The organism is Nostoc sp. UIC 10890, from assembly GCF_054786515.1.
This window is the reverse complement of record NZ_JBSGKF010000001.1, coordinates 1,198,726-1,223,886: the sequence shown is the minus strand read 5'-3', so window position 1 is coordinate 1,223,886 and position 25,161 is coordinate 1,198,726. Positions and strand designations below refer to the sequence as shown.

Below are 25,161 nucleotides of genomic sequence, written 5' to 3'. Positions count from 1 at the left end.
AGTGAGATTTCCTACTCAGAATTCAGAACTCAGAACTCAGAACTCATTACTCTTCATGCCTTTCCCGCCACAACCGAATTTTTCACCAAAAGTTGTACTGCTGCTTGATATTGCAGATCCGCTTCAGTGCCAATTTGTTCGCGGTTAATGGCTGGTTGGGAAATAACTGTATCCGGTTTAATACCTAGTTTGTTAATATCCCGGTGTTGAGGAGTTTCATACTTAGCAATTGTGACTGCCAAGCCCGAACCATCTGATAATTCAAATAAGGATTGAATTAAGCCTTTTCCAAAGGTGGTTTCGCCTACCAACTGGGCGCGACCATTATCTTGGAGTGCGCCGGCGAGAATCTCACTGGCACTAGCAGTTCCTTGATTCACCAAAATCACTAGAGGATCGTTCGTCAGGGCTGGGCCAAGGGCTTCAAAACTGCCCTGAATGCCTTGTCGGTTAACAGTGTAAACGATAGTGCCGGAGTCTAACCAAAGACGGGCGATTTCAATTCCTGATTGCAATAGCCCCCCAGGATTATTTCGTAAATCTAGAATGTAGGCAGCAGCCCCTTTTTTTTCTAGACTAGAAATAGCGTGTGCCAATTCCGTTGAGGCGTTGGCATTGAATTGAGTCAGTCGTAGGTAGCCAATAGGCGTATTGTCAGTGGAAACACGCAGTTCGGAAACCACAGGGTTAAGAGCAATGCGATCGCGTGTCAGTCTAATTTCCGTTTCTGCTTCTCCGTCCCGTTCGATCAGTAAAGTGACAAGGCTGCCACTCGGCCCGCGCATTCTGGTTGCAGCTTCATCAAGGGTGAGATTTTCTGTAGAGACGCCTTCAATTTTGAGAATGCGATCGCGTGGTCTAATCCCCGCTTTGTCTGCCGGTGAACCGGCGATGGGAGCCACTACTTCTAACTTCCCATTCTCAGAATTCAAGGCAATTTGTAATCCTACCCCAGTCAGTTCCCCAGAAGTATTTACCTGCAAGCTGCGGTACTGTTCTGGATCTAAAAAACGGGTAAAAGGATCATCGAGGCTCTTGAGCATCTTCCCAATTGCCGCATAACTGGCATTTGAGTCTGCCAACGGCTTCTCCAGAACCTTTTGCCTGACTGCTGCCCAGTTTTGATGATTAAACGTCTCATCTAGATAAGTGCGATTAACAATTCGCCAAACTTCCGAAACCAGCTTTTGTTCCGTCGTCAAAGCCAGAGCAGGCTGGGTGAGCGTACCCAACGCCAACCAAAACGCCATTAGCAATGAAAATCCAACCCGAAAGACTTGTTTGTTCATGAACCCCATTATCAATTCCACCTCAACCCAAATTGGCTAGAAATGCTCACTTCCCCTGTTGTTGATGAAATCTATCTCTCGATTATGTTACTTTTTTTATAGAAGTGGTGCATTTTTCTCATCAAGTTGTTCAGTCAACTGATGCATCGTATCCACTCACCAAAGGATAAAATCTACTTTGTGTCCACCATTTTGTGTGTAGGGGCGTAAAGAGATCGCAATATATTCTATCTTTACAGAGTGTAAAGTTTCTGAAGTCTCTTAGCACGCTGAAAGCTAAAAAGCAAACAAAAAAACTCCCCTTTACTAAAATCCCAAAATTGCTAATTGGGAGAGAAGTCTGAGCGAAGGCTTCTGCCGATTCAGAACTTCGGGATTTATCAACCGCAACCGACTTTTAGGAACTTGAGATTGTATGGCCAACGTTTACGACTGGTTTGAGGAACGCCTAGAAATTCAGGCGCTCGCTGAAGATGTCACTAGCAAGTACGTCCCTCCCCACGTCAATATCTTTTACTGTCTGGGTGGAATTACCCTGGTTTGCTTTCTGATCCAGTTTGCCACTGGATTTGCCATGACGTTCTACTACAGACCAACAGTTACTGAAGCTTTCTCCTCAGTAGAATACATCATGAATGAAGTCAACTTCGGTTGGCTAATTCGCTCCATCCATCGCTGGTCTGCGAGCATGATGGTGTTGATGATGATTTTGCACGTCTTCCGGGTTTATCTTACTGGTGGTTTCAAAAAGCCCCGCGAACTAACCTGGATAAGTGGTGTGATCCTGGCTGTGATTACAGTTTCCTTTGGAGTTACCGGCTACTCCCTACCTTGGGATCAAGTTGGCTACTGGGCTGTGAAAATCGTTAGCGGCGTACCAGAAGCAATTCCCGTGGTTGGCGTTCTGATTTCTGACCTGTTGCGCGGCGGTTCGAGTGTTGGTCAAGCAACACTAACTCGTTACTACAGCGCTCACACCTTTGTACTGCCTTGGTTGATTGCAGTCTTCATGCTGTTTCACTTCTTGATGATCCGCAAGCAAGGCATTTCCGGTCCTTTGTAATCTTTAGCTATTAGCAAAAGGCAACATTTATCAGTTTTCAGATCAAGTTGTTTGTTTTAAACTTATGAAACACAAGAAATTAATTGCACATAAGTTACAAAAAACAAACACTTGTATCTGAAGCTTAAAGCTGTAGATGCCCTCCAGGCGGCTGACTGTAGATAGAGAAACACTGTTTGCCCCCTGCTGGTTGCCTAGTAGCTGATAGCTTTCACAAATGCTTTAATTTAACTTAAGCAGGAGAGCACATTTCAAAATGTCAACACAAAAAAAACCTGACCTGAGCGATCCTCAGTTAAGAGCCAAACTCGCTAAAGGCATGGGTCACAACTACTATGGTGAACCCGCTTGGCCTAATGATCTACTTTACGTCTTTCCAATTGTGATCATGGGTTCCTTCGCTGCGATTGTGGCTCTAGCTGTGCTAGATCCCGCAATGACCGGTGAACCAGCAAATCCTTTCGCCACACCATTGGAAATTTTGCCAGAGTGGTACTTGTATCCAGTCTTCCAAATTTTGCGATCGCTTCCTAACAAACTTTTAGGAGTGTTAGCAATGGGTTCCGTACCAGTAGGTCTAATCCTCGTTCCCTTTATTGAGAACGTGAATAAGTTCCAAAACCCCTTCCGTCGTCCAGTTGCAACCACAGTATTCCTTGTTGGTACTCTTGTAACCGTATGGCTGGGTATTGGTGCTGCTTTGCCATTGGATAAATCTTTGACCTTGGGACTATTCTAAATTAGTCACCACAAAGTGCTTTGACGCCTGTGAGTTTCAAAAGCAGATGCAGATGTGCTTTTGAAAACAATTAACAGGCGTCAATTTTAACAAGAGAGGCAGAAGGACTGTGTGTTGAAAGCAAGAGATAAATTTCTTCCTGCCACCTGCCTCCTGTCTTTTACCTTCTTCAATAGTTCAGATTGCATCTGGGATTTTGAAGTTTTGGATGGAAAAACTATTCCAAAATCTCAAATCACCAAGAATCAACAAATACAAACATTTTTTACTTACTTAACGTAAGTTGCTAGTTACAACCCTCCGAATGCCAAAATCGTTCATGTTTTGTATTTTGGTACACAGAATATGTAAATTTAGATTTTTTTGTGTCAGAGAAATTTTGCGAGTAGCGCAAAATTTAATAACTAGCAACTTGGGTTTACTTTTTATATTCAAGTCACAGTTAATGCTTACTATAGTGCAGCAAGACCATCTGACGGTTAAGAGCGAACTCAGGCTCCTAAACCAGGTGCAAGAATGGTTTGAGCAATTTTGTCTGCAACATTTGTCTCAACTTGGCTGGTCAAAAACCCAACTTGATCGCCTTAATTTAGCATTAGCAGAAGGCTTTACCAACGCTGTTCGTCACGCTCATCATGCTTTACCGCCGGAAACAACCATTGAGATTAATGTTTATCTGTGGATTGACCGACTAGAGATTAGAATTTGGGATTATGGAAAACCTTTCAATCCTGATGCGATCGCAGAGCCAGCCCCAGGTACTCTACAAGTAGGCGGGTATGGATGGTTTCTCCTCCGGCGGTTGGCAGACCGTGTTGTATACGAACGCGGTACAGATGGTAGAAATTGCCTGCTCATCGTCAAATACTCTGTAGAAGCACAAAAGTGAAAGTGAAGTAGTCAAGGGTAAAGGAAGCTAAGAATACTTCTGATGCCAATTTTGGCTTTTGAGGGGAGGCGGAGCGTAGGGAAAGAGTACCGACGGAGTGCGAGGACTTGTCTTCTCTACGTTCGCGCAGCGTGTCGCAGACAGACGCTCTTGCTATTTTGGTTATACTTAACAGCAAGACAAAAAAATTCTCCTGTGGTCGCCGCTGCTAACTTTCAGCCACTCACTCTAAAACAGAAGCACCAGCACAAGGGGTCTTTGCTCAAATATAAAGTTATTTGATTGATAAAAGTATACTCCTTTTTCAAAATTAATTGAATTGGAGTAATATATTTTTTACGTGAAATTGCTTAGTAATTATGATTTTTTTGTAAACTTTCAAAGAATATTTTTGTATAAAAAAAATTAGTGAATACAGTAAAGATAGCATTCGAGTTGCGCTATCTCACTTGTTAACATTTGTCAGCAGTGTTGAGAGCCTTATTTTTTGTTCTCCAACAAGTGCCATTTTGTGCTTAAAGAGATAGAGAGAACAGGGGAGAAAATATGACTAAGACAGCCCTAATTACAGGAATTACTGGTCAAGATGGCTACTATCTCAGCCATTTGCTTCTCAACCGTGGTTATAGAGTTGTAGGATTAGTACCTCCACATCGACAACCGAATTTGACAAAACTGGGCACACTAGCAAATCAGGTAGAAATTTTTACGGTTGACTTGAGGGATAGTGCGGCGCTATTGACCGCAGTTGAACAACTACGTCCCCAAGAAATTTACAATCTAGCGGCTCCAAGTTTTGTCCCCGACTCCTGGAACGATCCGTTGGGAACCCTAGACTTGATAACTGGTACAGCTACTAGACTCTTAGAGGCAGTAAGACAAGTTGGTTTGTCTACCAGATTTTATCAAGCCAGCAGTTCAGAAATGTTTGGCGATGTATTCCTCTCGCCTCAAGACGAGGAAACTCCTTTTCGTCCTAAAAATCCTTATGCTGCGGCTAAGATGCACGCTCACTGGACTATGGTGCATCATAGACAGCGCTATGGACTATTTGCCTGTAGCGGAATTTTATATAATCACGAGTCTCCTCTACGTGCACCTCAGTTTGTCACACGAAAAGTTTCTTTAGCAGTCGCATCGATAAAATTGGGTTTAACTGACACCTTAGAAATGGGTAATCTAGATGCCAAACGCGATTGGGGTTTTGCGGGAGATTACGCAGAAGCGATGTGGCTGATGTTGCAAGTTGATGAGCCCGAAGAATATGTGATTGGTACAGGTAAACTGCATAGTGTTAGAGATTTAGTTGCCACAGCTTTTGAGTCTGTCGGCTTGGATTGGACACACCATGTAGTCCTAAATACCAGCTTATTGCGGCAAGATGAGCATTTTCAACTAGTAGCTAACCCCAGTAAAGCGAAAAGAAACCTCGGCTGGGAACCCCAAGTGAGCTTTGAGGAACTTTTAGAAAAAATGGTCAAAACAGATTTGGAGCGCTTACAGAGTGGTGCAATCACTTCCTTACCGCGAGTTTAAATGATCTAATATGCACATCACTACAGTGGCAGAAAACCTCAAGTTAGGTGATAAAGTTAACAAAAAAACTAACCATGTCTTCGTGTTCTTAGAAATTTTTGCTCACGAAGGTGGTATTCAATCATATATAAAAGATATTTTTCGCGCTTATCTGGGATTGAGCCAAGACTACAAGGCAGAAGTCTTTTTGCTGCGAGATAGTCCTGATAGCTTAAATGCGTTTGAAGACGAGAACTTAAAATTTCATTACTTTAAAAATCAGTCTCCCTATTTGGGGAGACTACAAATGGCAGCGGCTTTACTTAAATGTCTGTTGCAAAGCCGTCCTCAGCAAGTTTTCTGCGGCCATATTAACTTAGCAGTATTAGTACAAACTCTTTGCCAGCCCTTGGGGATTCCTTACACTGTGCTAACTTACGGTAAAGAAGTCTGGGAACCGCTGAAAAATCAAGAACGTCGCGCCTTGATATCAGCAATTGGAATTTGGACAATTAGTCGCTACAGCCGCGATCGCGCTTGTGCTGCTAATAGTCTAAACCCCAAAATGGTACAGATGATGCCTTGTGCAATTGATGGAGATAAATTTACACCTGGTTCCAAGCAGCCAGAATTACTCCAGAAGTATGGCTTCACTGGTGCTAAGGTGTTGATGACAGTAGCGCGGTTATGGTCAGGGGATATTTACAAGGGTGTAGATGTAACGATTCGGGCACTACCACAAATCGCTCAGGTTTTTCCAGAAGTCAAATATTTGGTAATTGGTCGCGGTGATGACCAACCACGATTGGCGCAGCTAGCTGCATATTTAGGTGTGAGTGATCGCGTCGTATTTGCTGGTTTCGTTGCTACAGAAGAATTAATGGAACATTACCGCCTTGCTGATGCCTATATTATGCCTTCGCAAGAAGGCTTTGGCATTGTTTATCTGGAAGCAATGGCTTGTGGAGTACCTGTATTATCTGGTGACGACGATGGTTCCGCTGACCCCTTGCAAGATGGTAAACTGGGATGGCGAGTACCACACCGCAGTCCTGATGCTGTAGCAGCGGCTTGTATAGAAATGCTTCAAGGGGATGACCAGCGATGTGATGGAAAGTGGCTGCGAGAACAAGCGATCGCTCTGTTTGGCATAGATGCCTTCCAACAGCACTTGCAAAAAATGCTTATATCCTCAGTTTTGAGGCCCAATAACAAATGACTAAAATCGCTATCCTAGAAGGAGAGCAGGACGACATTTAAAAAATGAGCTTTAAGTCATTTCAATTGAACCTTTTAAATCTCCGACCTTGGCTCACTCTGCTGGCAGTTATTTGGTTGCTGGCATCACTGGGCTTGGGTTGGTTGGTCAATTCGTTACTAATTATTGTCGGGTTGCTGTTTTTGGCACCCATTGTGGCTTTTTTTGGTTTTCGTTGGTGGCTACAACGCAACTTGGTTGCCGATCAGTGTCCCGTCTGTGGATATGAATTTACAGGTTTAAACAATAGTCAGTTGCAGTGTCCTAACTGTGGAGAGTCACTTTTAGTACAAGATAGTCATTTTCAGCGCTTCACACCAGAAGGCACAATTGATGTCACTGCTGTGGAAGTTCCAGCCAAATCGCTGGAAGATTAGTCATTAGTAATTAGTCATTAGCGAAGTCCAAATGACTAATTACTATTTATTTTTTTGCGAGATTGAGAGGGTGTAGTTATACTCTCGTTGTGATAGTTCGCCCACGTACAGCGAGTATTTTCCTGCCTGCCAGTAACCAGAAAGTTCTGACTTACCTCCAGAGTAACTATCTGCTAATACACAAAAGCGCCCTCCAGGCCCGTCTATCAACAGCGTTGGTTTCCCTTGACTCTCTACTGTTAATCGCAAATAAGGTAGTGACTCCGTAACCTGGATCACTTGATTAGGTTCAGTGGTAATATTGCCACAATTGCTTTTCACAGTTCCCCCAGACTTTCCGTTCAAAATCAGTGGATCTGATTGGAGATTCCGATTAATTTGGATTGTTGGTGTTTGTGCCAAATTAGCCTCAGTGAAAACCAAACTCATCGCCAAAGCTGTAGGAACAATTGCAAGTAGCCTAAGCGTCTTCATTTTAATTAATGCTCCAGATTTTTTTAGAGCAATATTGTTATATGGTCTGATTTAATAGACGACGGCCAACCGTCTTGGTTCCAAAATCTGCCGTATAAAGCAATACCGTTCAGTTAAAGATTGTTTGTGAAGATTTGATGGATGTGTGTAGAAACTTTGCATTGCAACGTCTCTACATCAGAAATTGGGTCTACGCAAAACTACATGCTGTGGGAGCAATTGATGAATTTCCCTTACCTGAAAAAAAGGGTTTTAGCTATTGTTTGCGTAAGTCCTGAGAAATATTGATGTCTGAAAGGCAACAAGAAAAAAACATAATTTTTCCCTGTGCAGACAGGTCTTACAGGCACAGACATTAGCTAAAATCACTAAGACAACCACCAAAAATAGAATTTGGCTGGTTTGTTGGATAAGTGTGCTAAATGAGGTAGAAAAATTGATGAATCCTCAACCAGAAGAAGACTTACAGCGTCGCCTCGATAAGCTAGAGGCAGAAATTAATTCCCCACCTGGGGTGGTTTCCGAACCACAAGAAAAAAAACAAACGCCTCAGTCTGTTTTTGCTAACTTGAACTTGCAACTGGAGCGATTTCAGATTTGGTTCAACAGCTTATCTGGAACAAAAAAGCTGGTAGTTTCGGGTGTGACGGTGCTAGTGGGCTTGGCGATGCTGCAAGCAGTGTTTAAACTAGTTGCATCTGTAATTAGTCTGGCACTTTTGGCAGTGTTAGTGTATGTTGGATACAAATTTTTTGTGTCTGGTAGCTTTCAACGTAAGCAATAAGTTGATATGCATTTACTTGGCACTCTGCCCAGAGTTATGAAAGTCAGGAGCCAGAATACAAACTGTTCCTGACTTATGACTTCTAAATTCTATTTCAATATGCTTTTCTTTTTGCTGATCAGCTTAGTCTATTTTAATTGTGCCGAGAACGGCGTAGAAATAATATCAAAGGGAATTATGCAATGACGTCACCAATTGTCAGGAGAAGTAATCAATCTGGTCAGTCAAAAAAACCGGAAAGAGCCAATTCGCTGTTGCTAGCAAGCAGGCGTTTTGCTGCTTGGGCGGCTGAAATCACACTAGTGGTTACTAGTGGGTTGATTCCCTTCGGCATTGGTGTCTATGCCAATTCTAGAAGCGATCTGAACCGAGTACCGCTTAACCCCGTGTTGGTAGTTACAGAAAGAGCGATCGCCAGACCCCTAGCTCTGCCTGTGAGCTATGGCATCCGTAACGTCGCATGGCCAACTAATATTTTGTGGACGATCGCCCTGTTAGCACCTGTAACTCTCTCATGGTGGCAATTGTATTTACTAGCTAAGACTGGTAGCACAATTCCTAAACGTTGGTTAAAAGTGCGGGTTGTCAACGAGCAAGGAAAGCCACCTGCTTTGGGCGCAGTGGTGATTAGAGAAGGAGTTGGGCGTTGGACTGTACCCATTTCCATCGCCTATCTGCTGTGGCGCTACAGCTTTGCTTTTCCTAATTTAGGATTATTCACATTTTTGTCTTTGTTAATGATTGTGGGTGAAGGGATAGGCTTACCGTCACGTCGGAGGCGTCGCGCATTGCACGATCAACTCGCAGGCACTCATACAATAGATGCACTCTTAGTTAGTAACAGACAAGCTCAATCTGCTGGCGGTAATGATGAAGCAGAAGAATGGCAGGAAGGAAGTGAAGAATTAGCGGCAGCCCAAACCAATCAGTCGCCTAATCTGTGGCGGCGGATACAGCAAAATCCCAATCTAACTTTGTTTGGGGTAGGGCTGACGAGTATGACTGCTGTTTTGGCAACTTTAATTGGCACTCAAGTTTATATCCAAATTCAACAATCCCAGCGAGCAACTCAGCAAATTAATAGCCAACAGTTCCTTGAAATTGTCAAACAATTGAGTCCCAACTCTGGGGCAACTAATGAGCAACGCCAAAGTGCAATTCTAGCTATGGGTGGTCTTAATGACCCACAATCCATTAAATTTCTGGCAGATTTATTAGTTAGCGAAACCAACTCCAGTCTTCTGGATACGATTCAACAAGCTTTGACAACTGTCGGGCCTCAAGCCATCCCTGAATTAAAAAATAAGAATCAGTTTTTGGTTAGCGAACTGGAGTCTGTAGGTAGCACTGCAACCAAAGAGCGAGAATTGCGGCAAGGACGGCTACAAAGAAACCAGCGGACGATCAACAAGATTCTCTCTGTTTACAGCGGGAAAATCGAGGGCGTTGACCTTAGTAGCACCCAATTGGGTCAAAGCGGTAGTCCTGGAAGTTCCTTCTTCAACTTGGTACTGGACAGCCTTGATTTATCAGGAGTTAAGTTTAAATCTGCAAATCTTAACCAAGCCAGCTTTAAGGGTAGTCGCTTCCGGAGTCCGGGTGAGGATGGACGCTGGGATACTTACGACGATGTGATGGCTGATTTAAGCCAAGCTCAGTTGCAGCAAGCCAATCTTACTGATGCTAACCTCAGTCGTGTATTGATGAACCGTACCGACTTGAGCCGTGCCACTCTCAATAGAGCTAACTTATCCAATGCACGTCTATATGACGCTAAACTCAATAGCACCCAGCTAGTAGGAGCCGATCTGCGAAACGCAGTTTTGGAAAAAGCAAGTTTGACTGGGGCTGATTTAGGTGACGCCAAATTGAACGAAGCCAATCTGTATGCCGCGCGTTTAGGTCGCGCCACTGCCATAGGAACACAATTATCCTTTGCCAATTTAACTAACACTGATTGGCAAGGGGCAGATTTATCAGGAGCCTATTTGGATCGTGCTAATCTCAGCAATGCTAACCTGAGTGCGACTCGTTTAGCTGGTGCTGTTTTGCGTTCTGCCCAGATGGAAAACGTTAACTTGCAAAATGCCGACCTGAGTCTTGCAGATTTACGGGGGGCGAATGTCATCGGAGCAGATTTTAAGGGGGCAATTCTCGCCCCTAGCAAACAAGATCCAGCAGATCAATTTGTCCAAACCCCGGATTTAGGCTCAGTATCTGCCGTAGTCCAAGGTGTTGATTTTTCTCAAGCCAAAAATTTAGATGCCAAGCAATTAGCGTACATTTGTACCCAAGGAGGTATTCATCCCCGTTGCCCGTAGAATGGGGATTGGGGACTGGGGACTGGGGACTGGGAGATTAGGAAGCAGGGGAGCAGGGAGAGAATAACCGATACCCAATTCCCCATACCCAATGACAAATGACAAATGACAAAATGGTGTGAGGAGTTCGGTGATGAAATATATTCCATATTTGGTTTCAGTTCTGGGGGCTGGCTTGGTCTTGAGTCTGGCGACTACTAAACCAGCACAAGCTCAAGTAGCCTATGGTAGTTATATCGGTATAGGCCCCACTATTGGTGTTACCGATGGTATCCAACTCGGAGGGGTGATAGCGGGACGATACAAGCTTTTGGAAGCACCGATTTCACTCCGCGCTCAAGTGTTAGTTGGTAATAATACGGCAATTGTGCCAACGGTTTCCTACGATTTCCCCCTGAACTGGCAAACTGATGCCTACCTGGGCGCTGGATTAGTGTTGGCTGGTGGTGGTGGTTCTTCTCCTGTGGGCGACAAAATTAGTTTTGCTTTACAACCGGGCATTGATTATATGATCCCAAATAGCAATACTGTGCTTTTTGGCAACGCCATCATTGCTTTTGATGCCTACCGTGATAGCGGTGGTACAGCTATCTCTGTACAGGGTGGTGTTGGTTTGAGATTTTAATAGGCAGATGAAAATCCTATAGCGATCGCTATTCCTATCCCTAAGAAGCGTTAAACTTCATTGCAAATTAAGAAGTTAGTCCAAACAACGTGATAGTTTTTGGTCATGAAGAGAGATAGCACAGGATTAACACAGGAGAACACAGTGGCAATGGAATCAAATTTATTGACGGATGCGGGCGCAGATGAAATGAATCAAGATTTCAGTGAATATGTCGCCAACCTGCAACTTCACATGACTCTGCAAGCTCGCAATCTTGTTCCAACCCTGAAACAAACACTGGTAGATAGTCGCCAGCAATTACTCCATCAAACCCAAGCCAACTTTGAAAAGCTAGTTTCTCGACAAGGGCTATAAATATATACAAATTTTAATCAAAATTCAAATAAAATAAGGGCAGATGTTGTTGGGTCAATACCAATGGTGTTCTCACAAGGTCTGCTTTTCTGCTTCTTTAAGTATTAAGTTACTAAAATCACCCTTTTGGCACAATAGTAGAAAGCAGAAACTAGTTAAGATAATTGCAGCAGTTCCTTTGAAGAGCAGTTAGTTACGGCTAAATGTCGGCTCGAATAAAAATGACTTCATTACTTCCCAGAAACCTCAGCGTTGTTATCCGACCAGTCCAATACCGGGATCTGGACGGGATTGAGCGCATAACTCAAGAGTCATTCGCAGCCCTAACTCCCAAGGGAGCAGGTTTTGCCATCAGCCAGATGCAAAGGCTGCGTCGCTGGTATGGATTACTCAAATTTTTAAGCTGGTTTCCTAACCCGCTCCAGTATCGCCTCTGCGCCTATGTAGCAGAGCAAGGGCGGTTGCTTCTAGGAATGATTCAAGTGTCACCCTTTAATCGGACACGCAGCACTTGGCGGATTGATCAAGTGCTACTAGAGCGTGGTGTCGATAAACAAGGAATTGGTTCGCAACTTTTGCGTCATTGCTTTGAATCGATTTTGGAAGCTCGCACTTGGCTATTGGAAGTTAATATTAACGACATTGAGGCGCTGGCATTATATCGACAAAATGGATTCCAGCGTCTAGCAGAAATGACTTACTGGGAAATTGGGCCAGAATTACTGGCTGAATTGGCACAAGCAGAGCCAGATTTGCCCAACCTCATGCCAGTGAGTAATGCTGATGCCCAGTTGCTATATCAACTAGATACGGCATCAATGCCACCTTTGGTTCGTCAAGTTTTTGACCGCAATACCCGTGACTTTAAAACCAGCTTGTTCGGCGCTTTAACTGATGCAGTGAAGCAATGGCTGACCAAAACAGAAGTAGTCAGTGGTTATGTATTTGAACCCCAACGCAAAGCTGCGATCGGCTATTTTCAGGTGCAACTTGACCGCAAGGGTGAAGTTCCCCATGCTGCAACGCTGACAGTTCATCCTGCTTACACCTGGCTATATCCAGAATTACTATCTCAACTGGCTCGTATTGCCCAAGATTTTCCCCAGCAAGGGTTACAATTAGCCTCCTCAGACTATCAGGCAGAGCGAGAAGAGTATTTGGAGCGAATTGGGGCAAAACGCATAGAACATACATTGGTTATGTCTCGCTCTGTGTGGCACAAGCTACGGGAGTCTAAATTCGTCTCCTTAGAAGGAATCCAGTGGACTGATATGCTGCAAGGTTTACAACCGGCACGTAAACCCATACCAGGTGGGATGTCATGGATACAACCAGGAAAGCTGCCATCGTCAGATAAACCACTGCCAAGTAAGTCAGAACCGATTAACTTTTCGGGAAAAAACCCTAGCATGGAAGCATCGCTGATTCCTGAATCAGCAGATGTACAACAGGAGAATTAGTGTGATATCCCAAGAGCGAGCAAAACCGTTTATTTCAGCCTTGGGACTAGATTTTGGTCGCAAGCGAATTGGTGTGGCTGGGTGCGATCGCACGGGTTTAATTGCCACGGGAATCACCACAATTGAGCGCACATCTTTTGAGCAAGATGTCGAGCAAATCCGACAACTAGTTAATGAACGCGAGGTACAAGTTCTAGTGATGGGCTTACCTTATTCAATGGATGGCTCAATAGGATTTCAGGCGCGTCAAGTTCAGAAATTTACTACAAGACTTGCTAAAGCACTAAAACTGCCTGTGGAATATGTGGATGAGCGATTAACTTCATTTCAAGCAGAGCAACTGCTGATAGCTGAAAACCGCTCCCCGTCACGCCATAAAGGTTTGATTGACCGCAAGGCAGCCGCTTTGATTTTGCAACAATGGCTGGATGTGAAGCGTGCCAGTTCCCGTAGTTCAGTGGCGGTTATTGAGTATTGATACCTTTTAACATGATATTCTGAAAACGATTAGCCAGCAGTTGTATCTACGTATAAAGCTATTTGATTGACATAATCTGTCATTAATGATAGTAAAGCGATTTTCAAAGTTGCTGGTATTTATTAAATTTTTACATTTCGGCTATGTTTTCCCCTCCATTTCCTGAAGAAAATGATAACGCTCATGCGGGTTCCATCACTTTAACCGATGACAAAGGGCGATCGCTCGACTGTTACATAGAGCATTCCCTGGAGGTAGATGGACAAGAATACGTTTTACTTCTTCCTGTAGACTCACCTGTAGAAATTTTTTCTTGGGAAGGCGACGATGAGGAAGAAGAAGCAGTTCTAGTAGAAGACGACAACATAATTGAGCAAATTTTTGCGAATGCTCAAGCTGTACTATCAGAGCAAAACCTGATACTAAAGAACACAGCTTATGCTTTGACAGTTGCAGGTGATTTACCGCCAGTTGAAGAATCAGAACTCTTCACCTTAGAAATCGAAGACGAAGGTGAAGATTTAGAGCCAGAGCAATTACAGCTACTCGCTAGTTTCTATGATGAAGATCAGGAGTATGCAATTTATACACCGCTTGATCCACTGTTATTTTTTGCACGGATAGCAAAAACAGGTGAACCTGAATTACTTTCTCCAGAGGAGTTCCGCCAAGTGCAGCCTTTGTTGGAAGAACATCTTTTTAATGAAGTGGAATAAGATGAAAAATTCAAAATGTTACATTTTCATTTTGAATTTTTTAATTGGGAATTTTGATTGTCCTCACAATCCAGTTAAACCTTTTACCATGTCTCATTAAATGTGGAAGTGATGAAACACTAACACTAAATTGCGACAATTAATGTTGTTTAAAATCCTGAAAAAAGCATTTTAGTTGGCAGGGATTTTCAATTCCATTATCCAAAATCCAAAATTGCTATGAGGTGCTGAAAATGGCTTATAGCGACTTTACATTAAGTAAATTTAAAAAGTCATTCAGCATCCGCATTGATGAAGAAACTGATTTATGTGCGGACATAGAACCTCTACAGGCAAGCGAAAAACTCAAAAATTCTTTAGAAGAAACTACAGAACTGGCTTTAGCAATTAATACTGAAAAATCTCGTTCAGAAATGATTATCACTCCGATATTGTTGGAGGTAAGACGCAGGGCTAATTATCCAATTAGTTTATTTTCAGGAACAGATTTTAATGTAGATCCAGAAAAGGGTCTGAATGGCTATTGTGACTTTATCATCAGTCGTTCTAAAGAGCAACTAACAATTAATGTGCCTGTAGTGGTTATTATTGAAGCCAAAAATGAAAATATTAAAGGTGGATTAGGTCAATGTGCAGCAGCCATGTTGGCAGCACAATTGTTTAATCAACAAGAAGGAAATGAAATCAGAAAAATTTATGGTGCGGTAACAACAGGGGATATTTGGAAATTTTTACAGTTAGAAGAAAACGATATATTTATTGATTTGAGTAATTATTACATCAAAGAAATAGATAAAATTTTAGGGATTTTATCTCAAAGTGTTCAGGGAGATATTCCAGGATCGGGTTCGACTAACTAAACTATATTGGGTTATGCTCATTTGTCTTAGCTATCTACATTTGACTGTTGACTATGGTCTGGAACAATCTTTTACAGCCTGATTTGATTTTAGAGGGTTCAGTGTTGAACCTAACACCAGATATTATCCAAAAATACGGGCTTAAAGGGCTGGTATTGGATGTAGATGAAACTTTGGTACCCTTTACAGTCGGGATAGCTTCCCCAGAACTACGAGAGTGGGTAGAGCAAATCCGCACCTGTACTGCATTGTGCTTGGTCAGTAACAATCTCAGTGAAGCGCGAATTGGTGGCATTGCGCGATCGCTCAACTTGCCTTACTACTTGGGTGCAGCCAAGCCTTCCCGACGCAAAATTAGGGCAGCACTTAGGGGAATGGATCTACCAGTGCATCAAGTGGGTATGGTAGGCGATCGCTTGTTTACGGATGTCATAGCAGGTAATCGCCTAGGAATGTTTACCATTTTAGTCGAGCCGATTGTTCATGCCGATGCGGCTCTCCGCTCTCATCCCATCCGCAACTTTGAAGTTTGGATATCTGAAATTCTGGGAGCCTCCATTACCCCCAAGAAAACTAAGATTCACAAAAGTTGAAAAGTTGTCAGGAAAATAAATCTAAAGAAATCATTAAGGAATCTTCATGGAATCCAAAAATCGGGGATCATAAGTATTAATAACATGGGGTCAGCCAAAAAAGATCCTAACTCATACTAAGTAAATATACATGCGTAAAGCGTCGGCCTTCACCATAGAGGGACTGGCGCTTTACAATTTCTTTAGTCATTTGTCCTTTGTCATTTGTCCGTTGTCATTCGTCAGTTACTAATGACCAATGACTAATGACCAATGACTAATGACCAATGACCAATGACTAACGACCAATGACTAAAACAATTGTTGTCAAAATCGGTACTTCTAGCCTAACCCAACCAGAAACGGGACAATTAGCACTTTCCACCATCGCTACTTTGGCGGAAACACTCTGCCATTTAAGACGCCAAGGACATCGGGTAATTTTGGTTTCCTCTGGCGCTGTGGGGGTGGGTTGTGCGCGGTTAGGCTTAACTGAACGTCCCAAGGCGATCGCACTCAAACAGGCTGTAGCAGCAGTTGGACAAGGCAGGCTAATCCGTATATATGATGATTTATTTACTACCCTCCAACAGGCGATCGCTCAAGTATTATTGACTCGCAGTGATTTGGTACAGCGCAGCCGCTATCTCAACGCCTACAACACCTTTCAGGAACTACTGGGACTGGGAGTGATTCCTATAGTCAACGAAAATGATACCGTAGCAATAGACGAACTAAAATTTGGTGATAATGACACGCTTTCGGCATTGGTTGCCAGTTTAGTAGAAGCAGATTGGCTATTTTTGCTCACCGATGTTGATAGGCTATACTCAGCCGATCCCCGTTCTGTGCCAGATGCGCGGCCGATTGCTCTAGTTAGTAGCATTAAAGAATTAGCTCAATTACAAATAGGTTCCCAAGGTTCTCAGTGGGGTACTGGTGGGATGGTGACAAAAATTTCGGCTGCAAGGATTGCGATCGCGGCTGGGGTGCGGACTGTAATTACCCAAGGGCGATTTCCTCGGAATATCGAAAAAATTATCCAAGGTGAACTGATTGGGACGCATTTTGAACCGCAACCAGAACCAACTTCGGCGCGTAAACGTTGGATAGCTTACGGTCTAGTACCTGCGGGAAAATTATATTTAGATGAAGGTGCGATTGCGGCAATTTCTTTAGGGGGAAAATCGTTATTAGCTGCTGGAATTAAAGCCGTAGAAGGAGAATTTGACACACAAGATGCGGTGCAATTATGTGACAGCAACGGTAACGAAATTGCCAGAGGAATTGTGAATTACAACAGCAATGAACTGCAAAAGATTCGTGGGTGTCATTCACGAGAAATTCCTACAATTTTAGGTTATCCAGGTGTGGAAACCGTGATTCATAGAGATAATTTGGTTGTGACTTAAAATGGAAATAAGATAAATTTCGTAACTACTAACTGAGATAGTAAAAATATTATGACTCAAACGTTAGAAAATGCTGTTAACTTACCAGAAGAACAACGCTTCTTTCGACATGGGTTAAGTTGGGAATAGTTTAAAGCGATTCAAGCCAGCTTTGAAAAGCTACCAGGGGTGCTTACTGCTTACGAGAACAAGAATATTAGAAAGTTGTTAACAGTGAGTTTTTAGCAGAATTAGATTTATCCTTGCTCAATCGTTGTGTTTCGTTATCGTCTCCCTTGGAAGCGATTAGAGAGTTTCGCCAAAATATTCAACAGTAATAGAAGCGATCGCCACACCACCCCACAAAGGTGCATCATCCCCCAGCACTGCGGGCACAATTTCAAAATCAACCTCCGGTAAAGCCGTCTCCCGCGCCACCTGACGCACCACCTGCCAAAAATACTCCCCCGCCTTCGTCACACCGCCTCCCAACACAAAGCGCTGCGGATTCATCAAGTTCGCTACATTGCCAATACCCACACCCAGCCCCCAAGCAGCCTTGTGCAAAACTTCCTTTGCCAAATCATCCCCAGCTGCCGCAGCTTCAGCTACCAACTGTCCCGTCAGCAACGTTAAATCATCCCCCACCAAACGCCTCAAAATCTCTCCACTTCTAATTCCTTCGCGCCTCTGCGGTTTAGTTTCCAAAATTTCCCTAACATTTTGCGCCATATAAGGCCCCGACGCTAAACGTTCCACACATCCCCGCTTACCACACAAACAAACTGGCCCAGCCGGATCTACAACCACGTGTCCAATTTCGCCAGCCATCCCACCAGCACCCCGCCAAGGCTGGCCATTGAGTATCCAACCACCACCCACGCCAGTGCTGACAGTAATATAAAACAGGCTCTCGTATCCCTGTCCCGCACCAAAGCGGTGTTCACCCAAAGCAGCAACATTGGCATCATTATCTACACCAACAGGAACACCAAACTCCTCCTCTAGCAACCTTTTGAGAGGAATGTTTTCCCATCCAGCGACATGATGAGATAGTCGTACTGTCCCCGTGGAAGCGTCAACTGGGCCGCCAAAGCTGACACCGATCGCAGCAGGTTTTGCATCTTCTAGCAGCGAGTAAATGAGCGATCGCATTATTTCCAAGTCAGTGTTAGCATCTGCATTTACTGGCGATAAACGACGTTCATAACGCAACCACTTTCTCGAACCAACGTTTACCAATGCTGCTGCTAGCTTAGTTCCACCAAAATCGAGAGCTAAAATTAATGTCATGGTTTTGAACCTTTCCAATAAATGCGATCGCACTTTTTCTGGCAGTTGATCAATAATGGATTCCTAGACCAAGGTGATTTTGTCAGATTAAATAAAGCTTTTGATGGGTAATTAGAAGAGATTTTAGTGCAGATTAATAATATAATGATGACAAGATGTGGTTTAGTTAGCCGCATCAAAAATCTGTTGTGCGGTTAAATTTAATTGGGGAAAGGTAGGTGATGAAATTGCGGTGTTACCTTGAAACGGTGTCATTTGATATTCACCATCAACTAATTCGCATACAAAAATAGTGGGTTGCTTGGGATTGCCAATAAACTTTCTTGCACCCAATGCAGCATAATCAGCAATCCAATATTCAGAAATGCCCATTTCCTCATAATCCCGAAATTTATTGTAGTAATCATCTCGCCAGTTAGTTGAAACAACTTCAATAACTATTGGAACTGATGCTGCTTGGCTTACTGTTGACTGTTTTTGAAAAAGCGGTTCATTGTCGAGATTATCAAGATTTAGCAGCAACACATCCGGCGAATAAGCTGATTCGGCAGTAGGAGTTTTGACTAATGCTGTTTTGGGAATTCCGTAGGGTAAATTAAGACGATCAAACTCCACGGTTAATTTCCGCGACAAAAACGCAACAACTTTTTCATGCGATCCGGTTGCGGGTGGCATTTCAACAATTACTCCTTTGTGCAATTCATAGCGTTTACCATCGTTGGGATACCATTCGCTAAATTCATTGAAGGTGAGTAATTTGGGCAAGGCTTGGGTCATAATCTTACCTCCACATCTGTTTTACTTTACCAAAATATTCGTAATTCCCGTTGGAATGATTCAATATATTTTGACTTTCATAGTATTTATATCAAGGTGTTTTACCATTTTGCGATCGCTGATTTGGTAAACCCAAGCTCAAGAAAGTCCATTGAGGCTTTGTCCTCAACAAAATGAGAGTGCTTTGGTAAAAAATGATTCAATTCTGCATTAAAGTAAAAATATGCGATCGCCATAACCACAGTTATTTCGATTAGTAGAGGTACAAAACTATACGCCCTGACTAGCAACAATTTGTCACAATTGCAAAATTTTATCTATTATCATGAAAGTATAAATACTTGTTCTAGTCAGCTATCTCCACTATCAAATGCCCGTTAAGCTTGATTTAACCAACCTCCTGGAAGCAACAAACTGTAAAGAAGCCATAAAGATTCCTAAATACTTGCATTTCTAATTGACTTCAGTTACAGTCAAGGCAGATACCTATCATCAAACCTTGACATTAACTCCAGGGAGTTAGATTAGGTAAAAAAGTAAATACTAGGTTTGTTAAGGTTAATTCCAGTGACGCTGCTAATAATTAGTCACTAGTTTTGATTCTTAACTTATTGCACATGAGTACGGGGCAGAAAAGGATTTCCCCCTGACTTTGTTATTTTTATTTTTCTCAGCTAATTGAGAATTATTTGCAATATGTACACTTCGAGAGATGCATTAAAAGCAGATAGTGTGGAAGAAGTATTAAAACAGTATTGGCTTACGAAAGTGATTTCTACTTATCAAATATTTCCGCATCTACCTTTAGGAATATGTTCTTCACAAGAGCGACACAGAATTGTATCTTTATGTGTAAAAACAGGATTTGTAACTAGCTATGTAGATAATTTCAGCAAAACTTTAAATAAGTGTGTTGCTGCTAGCAATCTCTTGAATTGTAGTATCAGCTACATCGATATTGCAAGTAAGGTAATCGTTGGTAACTTTTCCAGCCGCTTTGCGTATACACACAGCATTGAATATATTTGATTTGGAGAAAGAAACCAAGTTCATAAAAGCCGAGTTTCAGCAAGTGAAAATTTATAAAATACCAGATAACAATAAAACTAGATACAAAATTAACGCCGCTTATACGGAAAAATCTATCTTGACACTATTTATTTCTATTGTGGAGAATTTATTAACCGGGAAGACCTTGAGCAATAATGATGTTATAAAGTGGCTACCTAGTTTTGACTGGGAAATACATATTGTTCTTTTTTATCTCCTTGACTGAAGGATATTGTAGCCCAGAACACAATTGTAGTTTGTAATACCTTTTGTCCATAAAATACGCTAATGAGTATAGATAGATGAATACTTTTTTTTGTTCTGACGATTCACAGCAAGTAGGAGAAGATGTTATTGGTAGTGCCACCAATTATCAAACTTATATTTTAGTTGAGTGTCCTTTACCTTGGACATCAGAAGCCTTGAATTCCAAATGGGTGCCTCAGAATTTAAGGATTTTGGTAGATGAAGTGAAGCGTGCTAAATTACCGATTAGATTCCTCTTAATTGCTAATGATGTATCACACAAAGTAAACCACACTACGCTTTTGATTTATCAAAAAAAAGAGGGTTTAAGTAATGGATACCATAAGCAAGAGTTTAAGCTAGGCAATATTGAGCAAGTAGCAGAAGTTGTCCAAAAATGGCTATGGGGTATCAGTTCTAATTCTGAGGTAGAAACTAGTACAACTAGAGATATTTTAGTTTGTACCCACGGTAGTCATGATAAGTGCTGTGCCAGATATGGCGCTCCTTTTTACTTCAAAATTACAGCGAGTAATGCTGATTTGTGCTTGGATAATGTGCGAATTTGGAAATCATCGCACTTTGGTGGACATCGGTTTGCACCAACAATTATAGACTTGCCAGAAGGAAGATACTATGGTCGGCTTGAACAAGATTCATTTAGATCAATTTTGACTCGGACTGGCGATATTCAATGCTTAAATAAAGTCTATCGCGGCTGGGGAATTCTGCCTGCTGCACTTCAGGTTTTGGAAAGAGAACTAATCCTCTGCAATGGATGGGATTGGTTTAACTACAAAGTTGCAGGCAAAATTTTGGAGCAAAGTTTAGACAATAATACTATCCTAGCTGAACTAAGTTTTGAAAAGCCTTCTGGTTCTTTCTACACTTACCAGGCTAAACTTGTGAAAGATGAAACTAAGACTCAACAACTGAAGAGTTCATGTAATGCTACACGAGAGTTAGTAGTTACTAAATATGCTGTAGGTAGTCTCTGGATTACCTCTAGTAAGGTCATGAGTTATAGTACATAGAAGAGGTGAGTTTTTAAACGCAGAGGGACGCAAAGAGAAGCGCAGAGGAATGCAGAGGAATGCTAAGTTTAGTTCGCTACGAATTCATTAAATGCTCTATTTAGTATAAAGCTGCACAAATTCGGAATATAATTTTTGCGCCCCTATGCATTTAAATTCCAAATACCAAATTAAGATTGACCGATATTTAGCACTTTTCGTAACAATACTTGGTCTTCTAATTTGGCTTTTAAACGACCATTTTCAATATCTCGAATCCAGCTTTGGCTTTTACCTGTGAGTTTTGCCAACTCTCTTTGGGAAAGATTCAAATTTTTTCGCGCTTCCAAAATCTGTTCACCTAGTAAATCATTTGTAGCTTTAGGCTTCTTTTTGGCTTTAGCAGTTCGTCGTTGCTTTTTTTCTGATTCTGAGATTTGCTGTTCCCATTCTGCTGGAAGTTCAAAAGCCAAAATCCGCGCATTCATGAGTAGATTCCATTTACCACGGGGGCCTGTGTCTGTGAGGCGAGTTTCAGCACCACCGTCATTAGTCCAAAATTCTAATGCTTCATCTGGATCTTCGGGAAGATCAATTAACTTCGCCCACAAAGGTTGAATTTCTGGTGGGTAAGTAACTGGATCGAAAAGTGGCTTCATTCCATAGTGATTGAGAATTTCCAAATCACTTTCAAAAGTTCGCAGCAGACGTTTGCGTTCTTCCCGTTGTCTGGATGCAAGGGCGACTTTTTCCTCACCGTAAGCAATACGCAGCAAGGTAGGAATGGTGATGCGTTGTTCTTTGCCCATTTTGGTTTTAAACAGCAACCACAGCATTAGTCGGACTGCGCCTTCATGTTGCTGCCAAATGCTCATAACTGTGGTTAACAGCGTTTTGGGGAGACTGCCATATTGATAGAATGCGGTTCGCTCTTTACATGCTTGTTTGTTTAAGAAATATTGTGCCCATGAGCCTGCTTTTACTTTAAAAGTTAGCCCAATCAGATATTTGCATCCGAGATTGTCTTCTTGAAAGTGGTGTTGAATGTCTACTAAGTGCCATAAGCGGCTGTTTGTAACAGAGAATCCGTTAATTCGGCCTTGTTGGGGCCAGTCAATGGAGATAACCAGGGAACAAGCTTGCTGGACAAGATTTTTCATTAAAGCTAGTTTGGCAGCTTTGCTTAAATCTTTGCGTTTCTCCATCCCCAAATATTTCTCAATTTGCCGTTCATCGATCGCAAATTCTTGCTCCCAAGGTTGCTCTAAAGCTGTAGCATAAGCTGCAAAAATTAGATGTATGCAAGCGGCTCTGATGTCAAGCCCTTCAATTGCGGCTATATCTGTGGCTTTGTCGTTAACTTTGAAGGGATCTTGGATGTGAAAAGCGATCGCACCTCGGCCTTGATTGACTTGTCGTCCATAACTGATGTAGCCTTCCTCATCGGTTTCCCAATGTAGGGATGTGCGTTGCGCTAATACATTACAAGCTTCCCAAATTGCGATCGCTGAAGCAAATGGATTATTCTTACCATTAGAAAACAAGTCTAAACTGGTAGCATCTCTCGGTTCAACTTTGCATCTCCCCTTTTTCGCCTGCCAAGGAATGGGAGACTTAGTTGGACAAGCTATTACACATTGTGGTTCTGGATAATAGCCCTCACAATTATTACAAAGACCAGGATCAACCCAGTATTCATTGTCCTCTATTTTGATTGCACCCGTAGGACATTGGGGGCGGCAGTTGTCACATCCAACGCAACTGTTGTTAGGAATTGTATAAGGCATAAGGCTCTTTTCCCACTCTAATCGTTGAGATGTCTGTCTCAGGTCTCCCCTGGATGAGTCCTGTTTATTCATGACTCGCCACCACATTATCTTTCTGGCGAGAATAATTTTTTCTCACCAAATTCACTGCCCACATCCATATTTTGACTTTGCATCCAATTGGAAGCTATTTAAGGCTTTAAAAGCGAGCCTGATAAAACTTCTTTATTAACTATACATTTCATGAAAAAAATGATTAATTTGTTCGTGTCGAGCTTAGAAAAAAACCTTAACATTTATTTAATTACGTATTTAATGAACATTTTACATTTGACCATAGAGTGTTTTTAGGACATATTTAAGTCTGTGACGGTTTGATTTCATCTGATTTATTAATAATTTTAATATTTAATGCATGATCATATTCTGCCATCAAATTTACAGTTCCTTCATAAATCAATTCGATTTCTTCATGTGAAAGAAAAATGTCATCATTTAACTAAATAATTGAATCCAAAAGTAATTGAAAATTGTTGCTTTATCAAATACATATTGCATATATCAAACTGTAACTTATGAACATATTACTTTGTATCTATGTATACAGTTTATCTATATCTATCTGCATAAACCTAAATATATTTGAAAAATAATATCATCATTTTTATCTGGAAAATCTCTTTTATATAAGGAGAGAGTTTTGAATTATCCCCATTGTTTACTAAGGTTAGGCGTTGAGAAGTTAGGTTTATAATCAAATATGTATAATAATTATTGGCAATAAGTTTCATCTATTATTTGAAATAAAAAACAATGTGTAATTGTGTTCAGAGTCATCGAATTTTGATGAGGAAAAAGTAAGTTTTGAATACAAAAAAAGAAAAGATTAGGATAATATGATGATTAATGCACCAACAGATTGATAGGCAAAATTGCCGAGGAATTATTCATGGCACAACTAACAGGTTTGACATTTGGCGGTAAGGCTTGGACACCACAATTTGCTCAAGAAATTGACAAGGATAAATGTATCGGCTGTGGCAGATGCGTTAAAGTATGCGGGTACAATGTGCTAGGTTTGAAGGCACTCAATGAAGAAGGTGAATTTGTAGAAGATGAAGATGATGAAGAAATTGAACGGAAAGTAATGGCAGTTACTTCTCCAGAAAATTGTATTGGTTGTCAAGCTTGTTCACGGATTTGCCCCAAGAATTGCTACACCCACGTTGTATTAAACAATTAAGGTTTTTGGAGTTAGTCAAAATTGTTGTTCATTCAAGGAGGCACTGTTTGTATAAAGCGCTAATGCGCTAGGCAAGGTAACTTGAGGGGAATACTAAATATTTACTGGGACTAATAAAAAGTTTACAGTAAACAAATCCGTAAATCGCAAAATGTTAGCTATTAACAAATTTAAACTTGCTGCTAATATAGCCTAATCAATATTAGGACTAACAGTGCCCTCTTGGAACAACTAGCTTTTCTGAAAGCAGGGGGCTAACTTTGTGGTATGAGTTGAAATATAATTTGTAATTTTCTGGGGGAAAGATATGGAAAAAATCTGGAAGTTTCCCCCTTTTTTTATGGCTACACGTTAGAAAGTTAATAAGTGAAAAGGAAATGGGGAATGGGGAATAGGGAATGGGGAATAGATAAGACCTCTTGCAAAAATATGTTTTTGCACTCTTAGGGAAAAGGGTAAAGGTTAAAGGGAAAGGATTTTGAGTTTCTTTACCCTTTACCCCTTACCCTTTACCCCGACAAATGCCAAGAAGTCTATAACAATGCCCAATGCCCAATTCCCAAAACTCAGAAAATCACACCTTTAAAGACTGTTTACAGAGCAGG

General features: G+C 41.8%; 25 protein-coding genes. 19 read left to right on the top strand and 6 right to left on the bottom strand.

Features of this window, described 5'->3' with window-relative positions; all coding sequences use genetic code 11:
• Positions 1 to 53 precede the first annotated feature (53 nt).
• Positions 54 to 1,298, bottom strand: coding sequence for a carboxyl-terminal processing protease CtpA (ctpA, locus tag ACWATR_RS04815; protein WP_460329986.1), 1,245 nt, complete (start codon positions 1,296 to 1,298; stop codon positions 54 to 56).
• Positions 1,299 to 1,704: 406 nt separating this feature from the next.
• Here ctpA and petB point away from each other — a divergent pair, with 406 nt between their 5' ends.
• The 6 genes from petB (at position 1,705) to ACWATR_RS04785 (ending at position 7,130) form a co-directional block, all read left to right on the top strand.
• Complete coding sequence (petB, locus tag ACWATR_RS04810; protein ID WP_181930360.1) at positions 1,705 to 2,352, top strand: cytochrome b6; 648 nt, start codon at positions 1,705 to 1,707, stop codon at positions 2,350 to 2,352.
• Between the two features lie 256 nt (positions 2,353 to 2,608).
• Complete coding sequence (gene petD, locus ACWATR_RS04805) at positions 2,609 to 3,091, top strand: cytochrome b6-f complex subunit IV (protein ID WP_181930359.1); 483 nt, start codon at positions 2,609 to 2,611, stop codon at positions 3,089 to 3,091.
• A gap of 445 nt (positions 3,092 to 3,536) precedes the next feature.
• Positions 3,537 to 3,980, top strand: a complete 444-nt coding sequence (locus ACWATR_RS04800; RefSeq protein WP_069068486.1) for an ATP-binding protein — start codon at positions 3,537 to 3,539, stop codon at positions 3,978 to 3,980.
• Positions 3,981 to 4,526: 546 nt separating this feature from the next.
• Entirely contained in the window at positions 4,527 to 5,516 is a 990-nt protein-coding gene (locus tag ACWATR_RS04795) for a GDP-mannose 4,6-dehydratase (protein WP_460329983.1), read from the top strand.
• A gap of 10 nt (positions 5,517 to 5,526) precedes the next feature.
• On the top strand, positions 5,527 to 6,714 hold the full coding sequence (locus tag ACWATR_RS04790; protein ID WP_460329981.1) for a glycosyltransferase family 4 protein: 1,188 nt from the start codon (positions 5,527 to 5,529) through the stop codon (positions 6,712 to 6,714).
• A gap of 44 nt (positions 6,715 to 6,758) precedes the next feature.
• Positions 6,759 to 7,130, top strand: coding sequence for a hypothetical protein (locus ACWATR_RS04785; protein WP_069068449.1), 372 nt, complete (start codon positions 6,759 to 6,761; stop codon positions 7,128 to 7,130).
• Positions 7,131 to 7,172: 42 nt separating this feature from the next.
• On the opposite strand, the gene ACWATR_RS04780 is transcribed toward ACWATR_RS04785, so the two are convergent.
• A complete protein-coding gene (locus tag ACWATR_RS04780) occupies positions 7,173 to 7,604 on the bottom strand; it encodes a hypothetical protein (protein WP_069068448.1) in 432 nt (143 codons plus the stop codon).
• A gap of 439 nt (positions 7,605 to 8,043) precedes the next feature.
• On the opposite strand from ACWATR_RS04780, the gene ACWATR_RS04775 reads away from it, so the two are divergent.
• The 10 genes from ACWATR_RS04775 (at position 8,044) to proB (ending at position 17,189) form a co-directional block, all read left to right on the top strand.
• Positions 8,044 to 8,388 (top strand): hypothetical protein, encoded by a 345-nt coding sequence (locus tag ACWATR_RS04775; RefSeq protein WP_460340192.1) that lies wholly within the window; start codon positions 8,044 to 8,046, stop codon positions 8,386 to 8,388.
• Between the two features lie 182 nt (positions 8,389 to 8,570).
• A complete protein-coding gene (locus ACWATR_RS04770) occupies positions 8,571 to 10,709 on the top strand; it encodes a pentapeptide repeat-containing protein (RefSeq protein WP_460329979.1) in 2,139 nt (712 codons plus the stop codon).
• A 133-nt stretch (positions 10,710 to 10,842) separates the two neighbouring features.
• Complete coding sequence (locus ACWATR_RS04765) at positions 10,843 to 11,334, top strand: hypothetical protein (protein WP_460329977.1); 492 nt, start codon at positions 10,843 to 10,845, stop codon at positions 11,332 to 11,334.
• A 150-nt stretch (positions 11,335 to 11,484) separates the two neighbouring features.
• Complete coding sequence (locus ACWATR_RS04760; RefSeq protein WP_069068445.1) at positions 11,485 to 11,691, top strand: hypothetical protein; 207 nt, start codon at positions 11,485 to 11,487, stop codon at positions 11,689 to 11,691.
• A 203-nt stretch (positions 11,692 to 11,894) separates the two neighbouring features.
• The gene (locus tag ACWATR_RS04755; RefSeq protein ID WP_435021842.1) at positions 11,895 to 13,151 is read left to right on the top strand and encodes a GNAT family N-acetyltransferase; all 1,257 of its coding nucleotides are present in this window, start codon (positions 11,895 to 11,897) and stop codon (positions 13,149 to 13,151) included.
• Position 13,152: 1 nt separating this feature from the next.
• Complete coding sequence (gene ruvX, locus ACWATR_RS04750) at positions 13,153 to 13,629, top strand: Holliday junction resolvase RuvX (protein WP_460329974.1); 477 nt, start codon at positions 13,153 to 13,155, stop codon at positions 13,627 to 13,629.
• Between the two features lie 143 nt (positions 13,630 to 13,772).
• Complete coding sequence (locus ACWATR_RS04745; protein ID WP_069068442.1) at positions 13,773 to 14,345, top strand: DUF3727 domain-containing protein; 573 nt, start codon at positions 13,773 to 13,775, stop codon at positions 14,343 to 14,345.
• A gap of 233 nt (positions 14,346 to 14,578) precedes the next feature.
• A complete protein-coding gene (locus ACWATR_RS04740; protein WP_460329972.1) occupies positions 14,579 to 15,205 on the top strand; it encodes a hypothetical protein in 627 nt (208 codons plus the stop codon).
• Between the two features lie 53 nt (positions 15,206 to 15,258).
• The gene (locus ACWATR_RS04735) at positions 15,259 to 15,798 is read left to right on the top strand and encodes a YqeG family HAD IIIA-type phosphatase (protein WP_181930350.1); all 540 of its coding nucleotides are present in this window, start codon (positions 15,259 to 15,261) and stop codon (positions 15,796 to 15,798) included.
• 287 nt (positions 15,799 to 16,085) lie between these two features.
• Positions 16,086 to 17,189: a glutamate 5-kinase gene (proB, locus tag ACWATR_RS04730; RefSeq protein WP_460329970.1), complete on the top strand. Its 1,104-nt coding sequence runs from the start codon at positions 16,086 to 16,088 to the stop codon at positions 17,187 to 17,189.
• A 285-nt stretch (positions 17,190 to 17,474) separates the two neighbouring features.
• On the opposite strand, the gene ACWATR_RS04725 is transcribed toward proB, so the two are convergent.
• The 3 genes from ACWATR_RS04725 to ACWATR_RS04715 all read right to left on the bottom strand — a co-directional run bounded on the left by ACWATR_RS04725 (position 17,475) and on the right by ACWATR_RS04715 (position 19,531).
• Positions 17,475 to 18,461, bottom strand: a complete 987-nt coding sequence (locus ACWATR_RS04725) for an ROK family protein (RefSeq protein ID WP_460329969.1) — start codon at positions 18,459 to 18,461, stop codon at positions 17,475 to 17,477.
• A 162-nt stretch (positions 18,462 to 18,623) separates the two neighbouring features.
• The gene (locus ACWATR_RS04720; RefSeq protein WP_460329967.1) at positions 18,624 to 19,238 is read right to left on the bottom strand and encodes a Uma2 family endonuclease; all 615 of its coding nucleotides are present in this window, start codon (positions 19,236 to 19,238) and stop codon (positions 18,624 to 18,626) included.
• A 101-nt stretch (positions 19,239 to 19,339) separates the two neighbouring features.
• Complete coding sequence (locus tag ACWATR_RS04715; protein WP_460329965.1) at positions 19,340 to 19,531, bottom strand: hypothetical protein; 192 nt, start codon at positions 19,529 to 19,531, stop codon at positions 19,340 to 19,342.
• A 683-nt stretch (positions 19,532 to 20,214) separates the two neighbouring features.
• On the opposite strand from ACWATR_RS04715, the gene ACWATR_RS04710 reads away from it, so the two are divergent.
• Both ACWATR_RS04710 and ACWATR_RS04705 read left to right on the top strand, forming a co-directional pair.
• Positions 20,215 to 20,514, top strand: a complete 300-nt coding sequence (locus ACWATR_RS04710; protein ID WP_460329963.1) for a hypothetical protein — start codon at positions 20,215 to 20,217, stop codon at positions 20,512 to 20,514.
• Between the two features lie 76 nt (positions 20,515 to 20,590).
• Positions 20,591 to 21,568 carry a sucrase ferredoxin gene (locus tag ACWATR_RS04705; protein ID WP_460329961.1) on the top strand — a complete coding sequence of 326 codons (978 nt, stop codon included), beginning with the start codon at positions 20,591 to 20,593 and terminating at the stop codon, positions 21,566 to 21,568.
• A gap of 170 nt (positions 21,569 to 21,738) precedes the next feature.
• Here ACWATR_RS04705 and ACWATR_RS04700 read toward each other — a convergent pair whose 3' ends face one another.
• The gene (locus ACWATR_RS04700; protein ID WP_460329959.1) at positions 21,739 to 23,334 is read right to left on the bottom strand and encodes a helix-turn-helix domain-containing protein; all 1,596 of its coding nucleotides are present in this window, start codon (positions 23,332 to 23,334) and stop codon (positions 21,739 to 21,741) included.
• A gap of 928 nt (positions 23,335 to 24,262) precedes the next feature.
• On the opposite strand from ACWATR_RS04700, the gene fdxB reads away from it, so the two are divergent.
• Positions 24,263 to 24,556 (top strand): ferredoxin III, nif-specific, encoded by a 294-nt coding sequence (gene fdxB / locus ACWATR_RS04695; RefSeq protein ID WP_460329957.1) that lies wholly within the window; start codon positions 24,263 to 24,265, stop codon positions 24,554 to 24,556.
• The last annotated feature ends 605 nt before the right edge of the window (positions 24,557 to 25,161 follow it).

What these genes read in the sequence shown, in the direction of transcription:
- ACWATR_RS04740 (WP_460329972.1), top strand. Translation starts at nt 14,579, where the DNA reads ATGGCTTATAGCGACTTTACATTAAGTAAATTTAAAAAGTCATTCAGC.
- ACWATR_RS04765 (WP_460329977.1), top strand. Translation starts at nt 10,843, where the DNA reads ATGAAATATATTCCATATTTGGTTTCAGTTCTGGGGGCTGGCTTGGTC.
- ACWATR_RS04785 (WP_069068449.1), top strand. Translation starts at nt 6,759, where the DNA reads ATGAGCTTTAAGTCATTTCAATTGAACCTTTTAAATCTCCGACCTTGG.
- ctpA (WP_460329986.1), bottom strand. Translation starts at nt 1,298, where the DNA reads ATGGGGTTCATGAACAAACAAGTCTTTCGGGTTGGATTTTCATTGCTA.
- ACWATR_RS04775 (WP_460340192.1), top strand. Translation starts at nt 8,044, where the DNA reads ATGAATCCTCAACCAGAAGAAGACTTACAGCGTCGCCTCGATAAGCTA.
- ACWATR_RS04700 (WP_460329959.1), bottom strand. Translation starts at nt 23,334, where the DNA reads ATGCCTTATACAATTCCTAACAACAGTTGCGTTGGATGTGACAACTGC.
- petB (WP_181930360.1), top strand. Translation starts at nt 1,705, where the DNA reads ATGGCCAACGTTTACGACTGGTTTGAGGAACGCCTAGAAATTCAGGCG.
- ACWATR_RS04705 (WP_460329961.1), top strand. Translation starts at nt 20,591, where the DNA reads ATGAATACTTTTTTTTGTTCTGACGATTCACAGCAAGTAGGAGAAGAT.
- ACWATR_RS04735 (WP_181930350.1), top strand. Translation starts at nt 15,259, where the DNA reads ATGGTCTGGAACAATCTTTTACAGCCTGATTTGATTTTAGAGGGTTCA.
- ACWATR_RS04780 (WP_069068448.1), bottom strand. Translation starts at nt 7,604, where the DNA reads ATGAAGACGCTTAGGCTACTTGCAATTGTTCCTACAGCTTTGGCGATG.
- fdxB (WP_460329957.1), top strand. Translation starts at nt 24,263, where the DNA reads ATGGCACAACTAACAGGTTTGACATTTGGCGGTAAGGCTTGGACACCA.
- ACWATR_RS04745 (WP_069068442.1), top strand. Translation starts at nt 13,773, where the DNA reads ATGTTTTCCCCTCCATTTCCTGAAGAAAATGATAACGCTCATGCGGGT.
- ACWATR_RS04720 (WP_460329967.1), bottom strand. Translation starts at nt 19,238, where the DNA reads ATGACCCAAGCCTTGCCCAAATTACTCACCTTCAATGAATTTAGCGAA.
- petD (WP_181930359.1), top strand. Translation starts at nt 2,609, where the DNA reads ATGTCAACACAAAAAAAACCTGACCTGAGCGATCCTCAGTTAAGAGCC.
- ACWATR_RS04800 (WP_069068486.1), top strand. Translation starts at nt 3,537, where the DNA reads ATGCTTACTATAGTGCAGCAAGACCATCTGACGGTTAAGAGCGAACTC.
- ACWATR_RS04755 (WP_435021842.1), top strand. Translation starts at nt 11,895, where the DNA reads ATGTCGGCTCGAATAAAAATGACTTCATTACTTCCCAGAAACCTCAGC.
- ACWATR_RS04790 (WP_460329981.1), top strand. Translation starts at nt 5,527, where the DNA reads ATGCACATCACTACAGTGGCAGAAAACCTCAAGTTAGGTGATAAAGTT.
- ACWATR_RS04760 (WP_069068445.1), top strand. Translation starts at nt 11,485, where the DNA reads ATGGAATCAAATTTATTGACGGATGCGGGCGCAGATGAAATGAATCAA.
- ACWATR_RS04795 (WP_460329983.1), top strand. Translation starts at nt 4,527, where the DNA reads ATGACTAAGACAGCCCTAATTACAGGAATTACTGGTCAAGATGGCTAC.
- ACWATR_RS04770 (WP_460329979.1), top strand. Translation starts at nt 8,571, where the DNA reads ATGACGTCACCAATTGTCAGGAGAAGTAATCAATCTGGTCAGTCAAAA.
- ACWATR_RS04725 (WP_460329969.1), bottom strand. Translation starts at nt 18,461, where the DNA reads ATGACATTAATTTTAGCTCTCGATTTTGGTGGAACTAAGCTAGCAGCA.
- proB (WP_460329970.1), top strand. Translation starts at nt 16,086, where the DNA reads ATGACTAAAACAATTGTTGTCAAAATCGGTACTTCTAGCCTAACCCAA.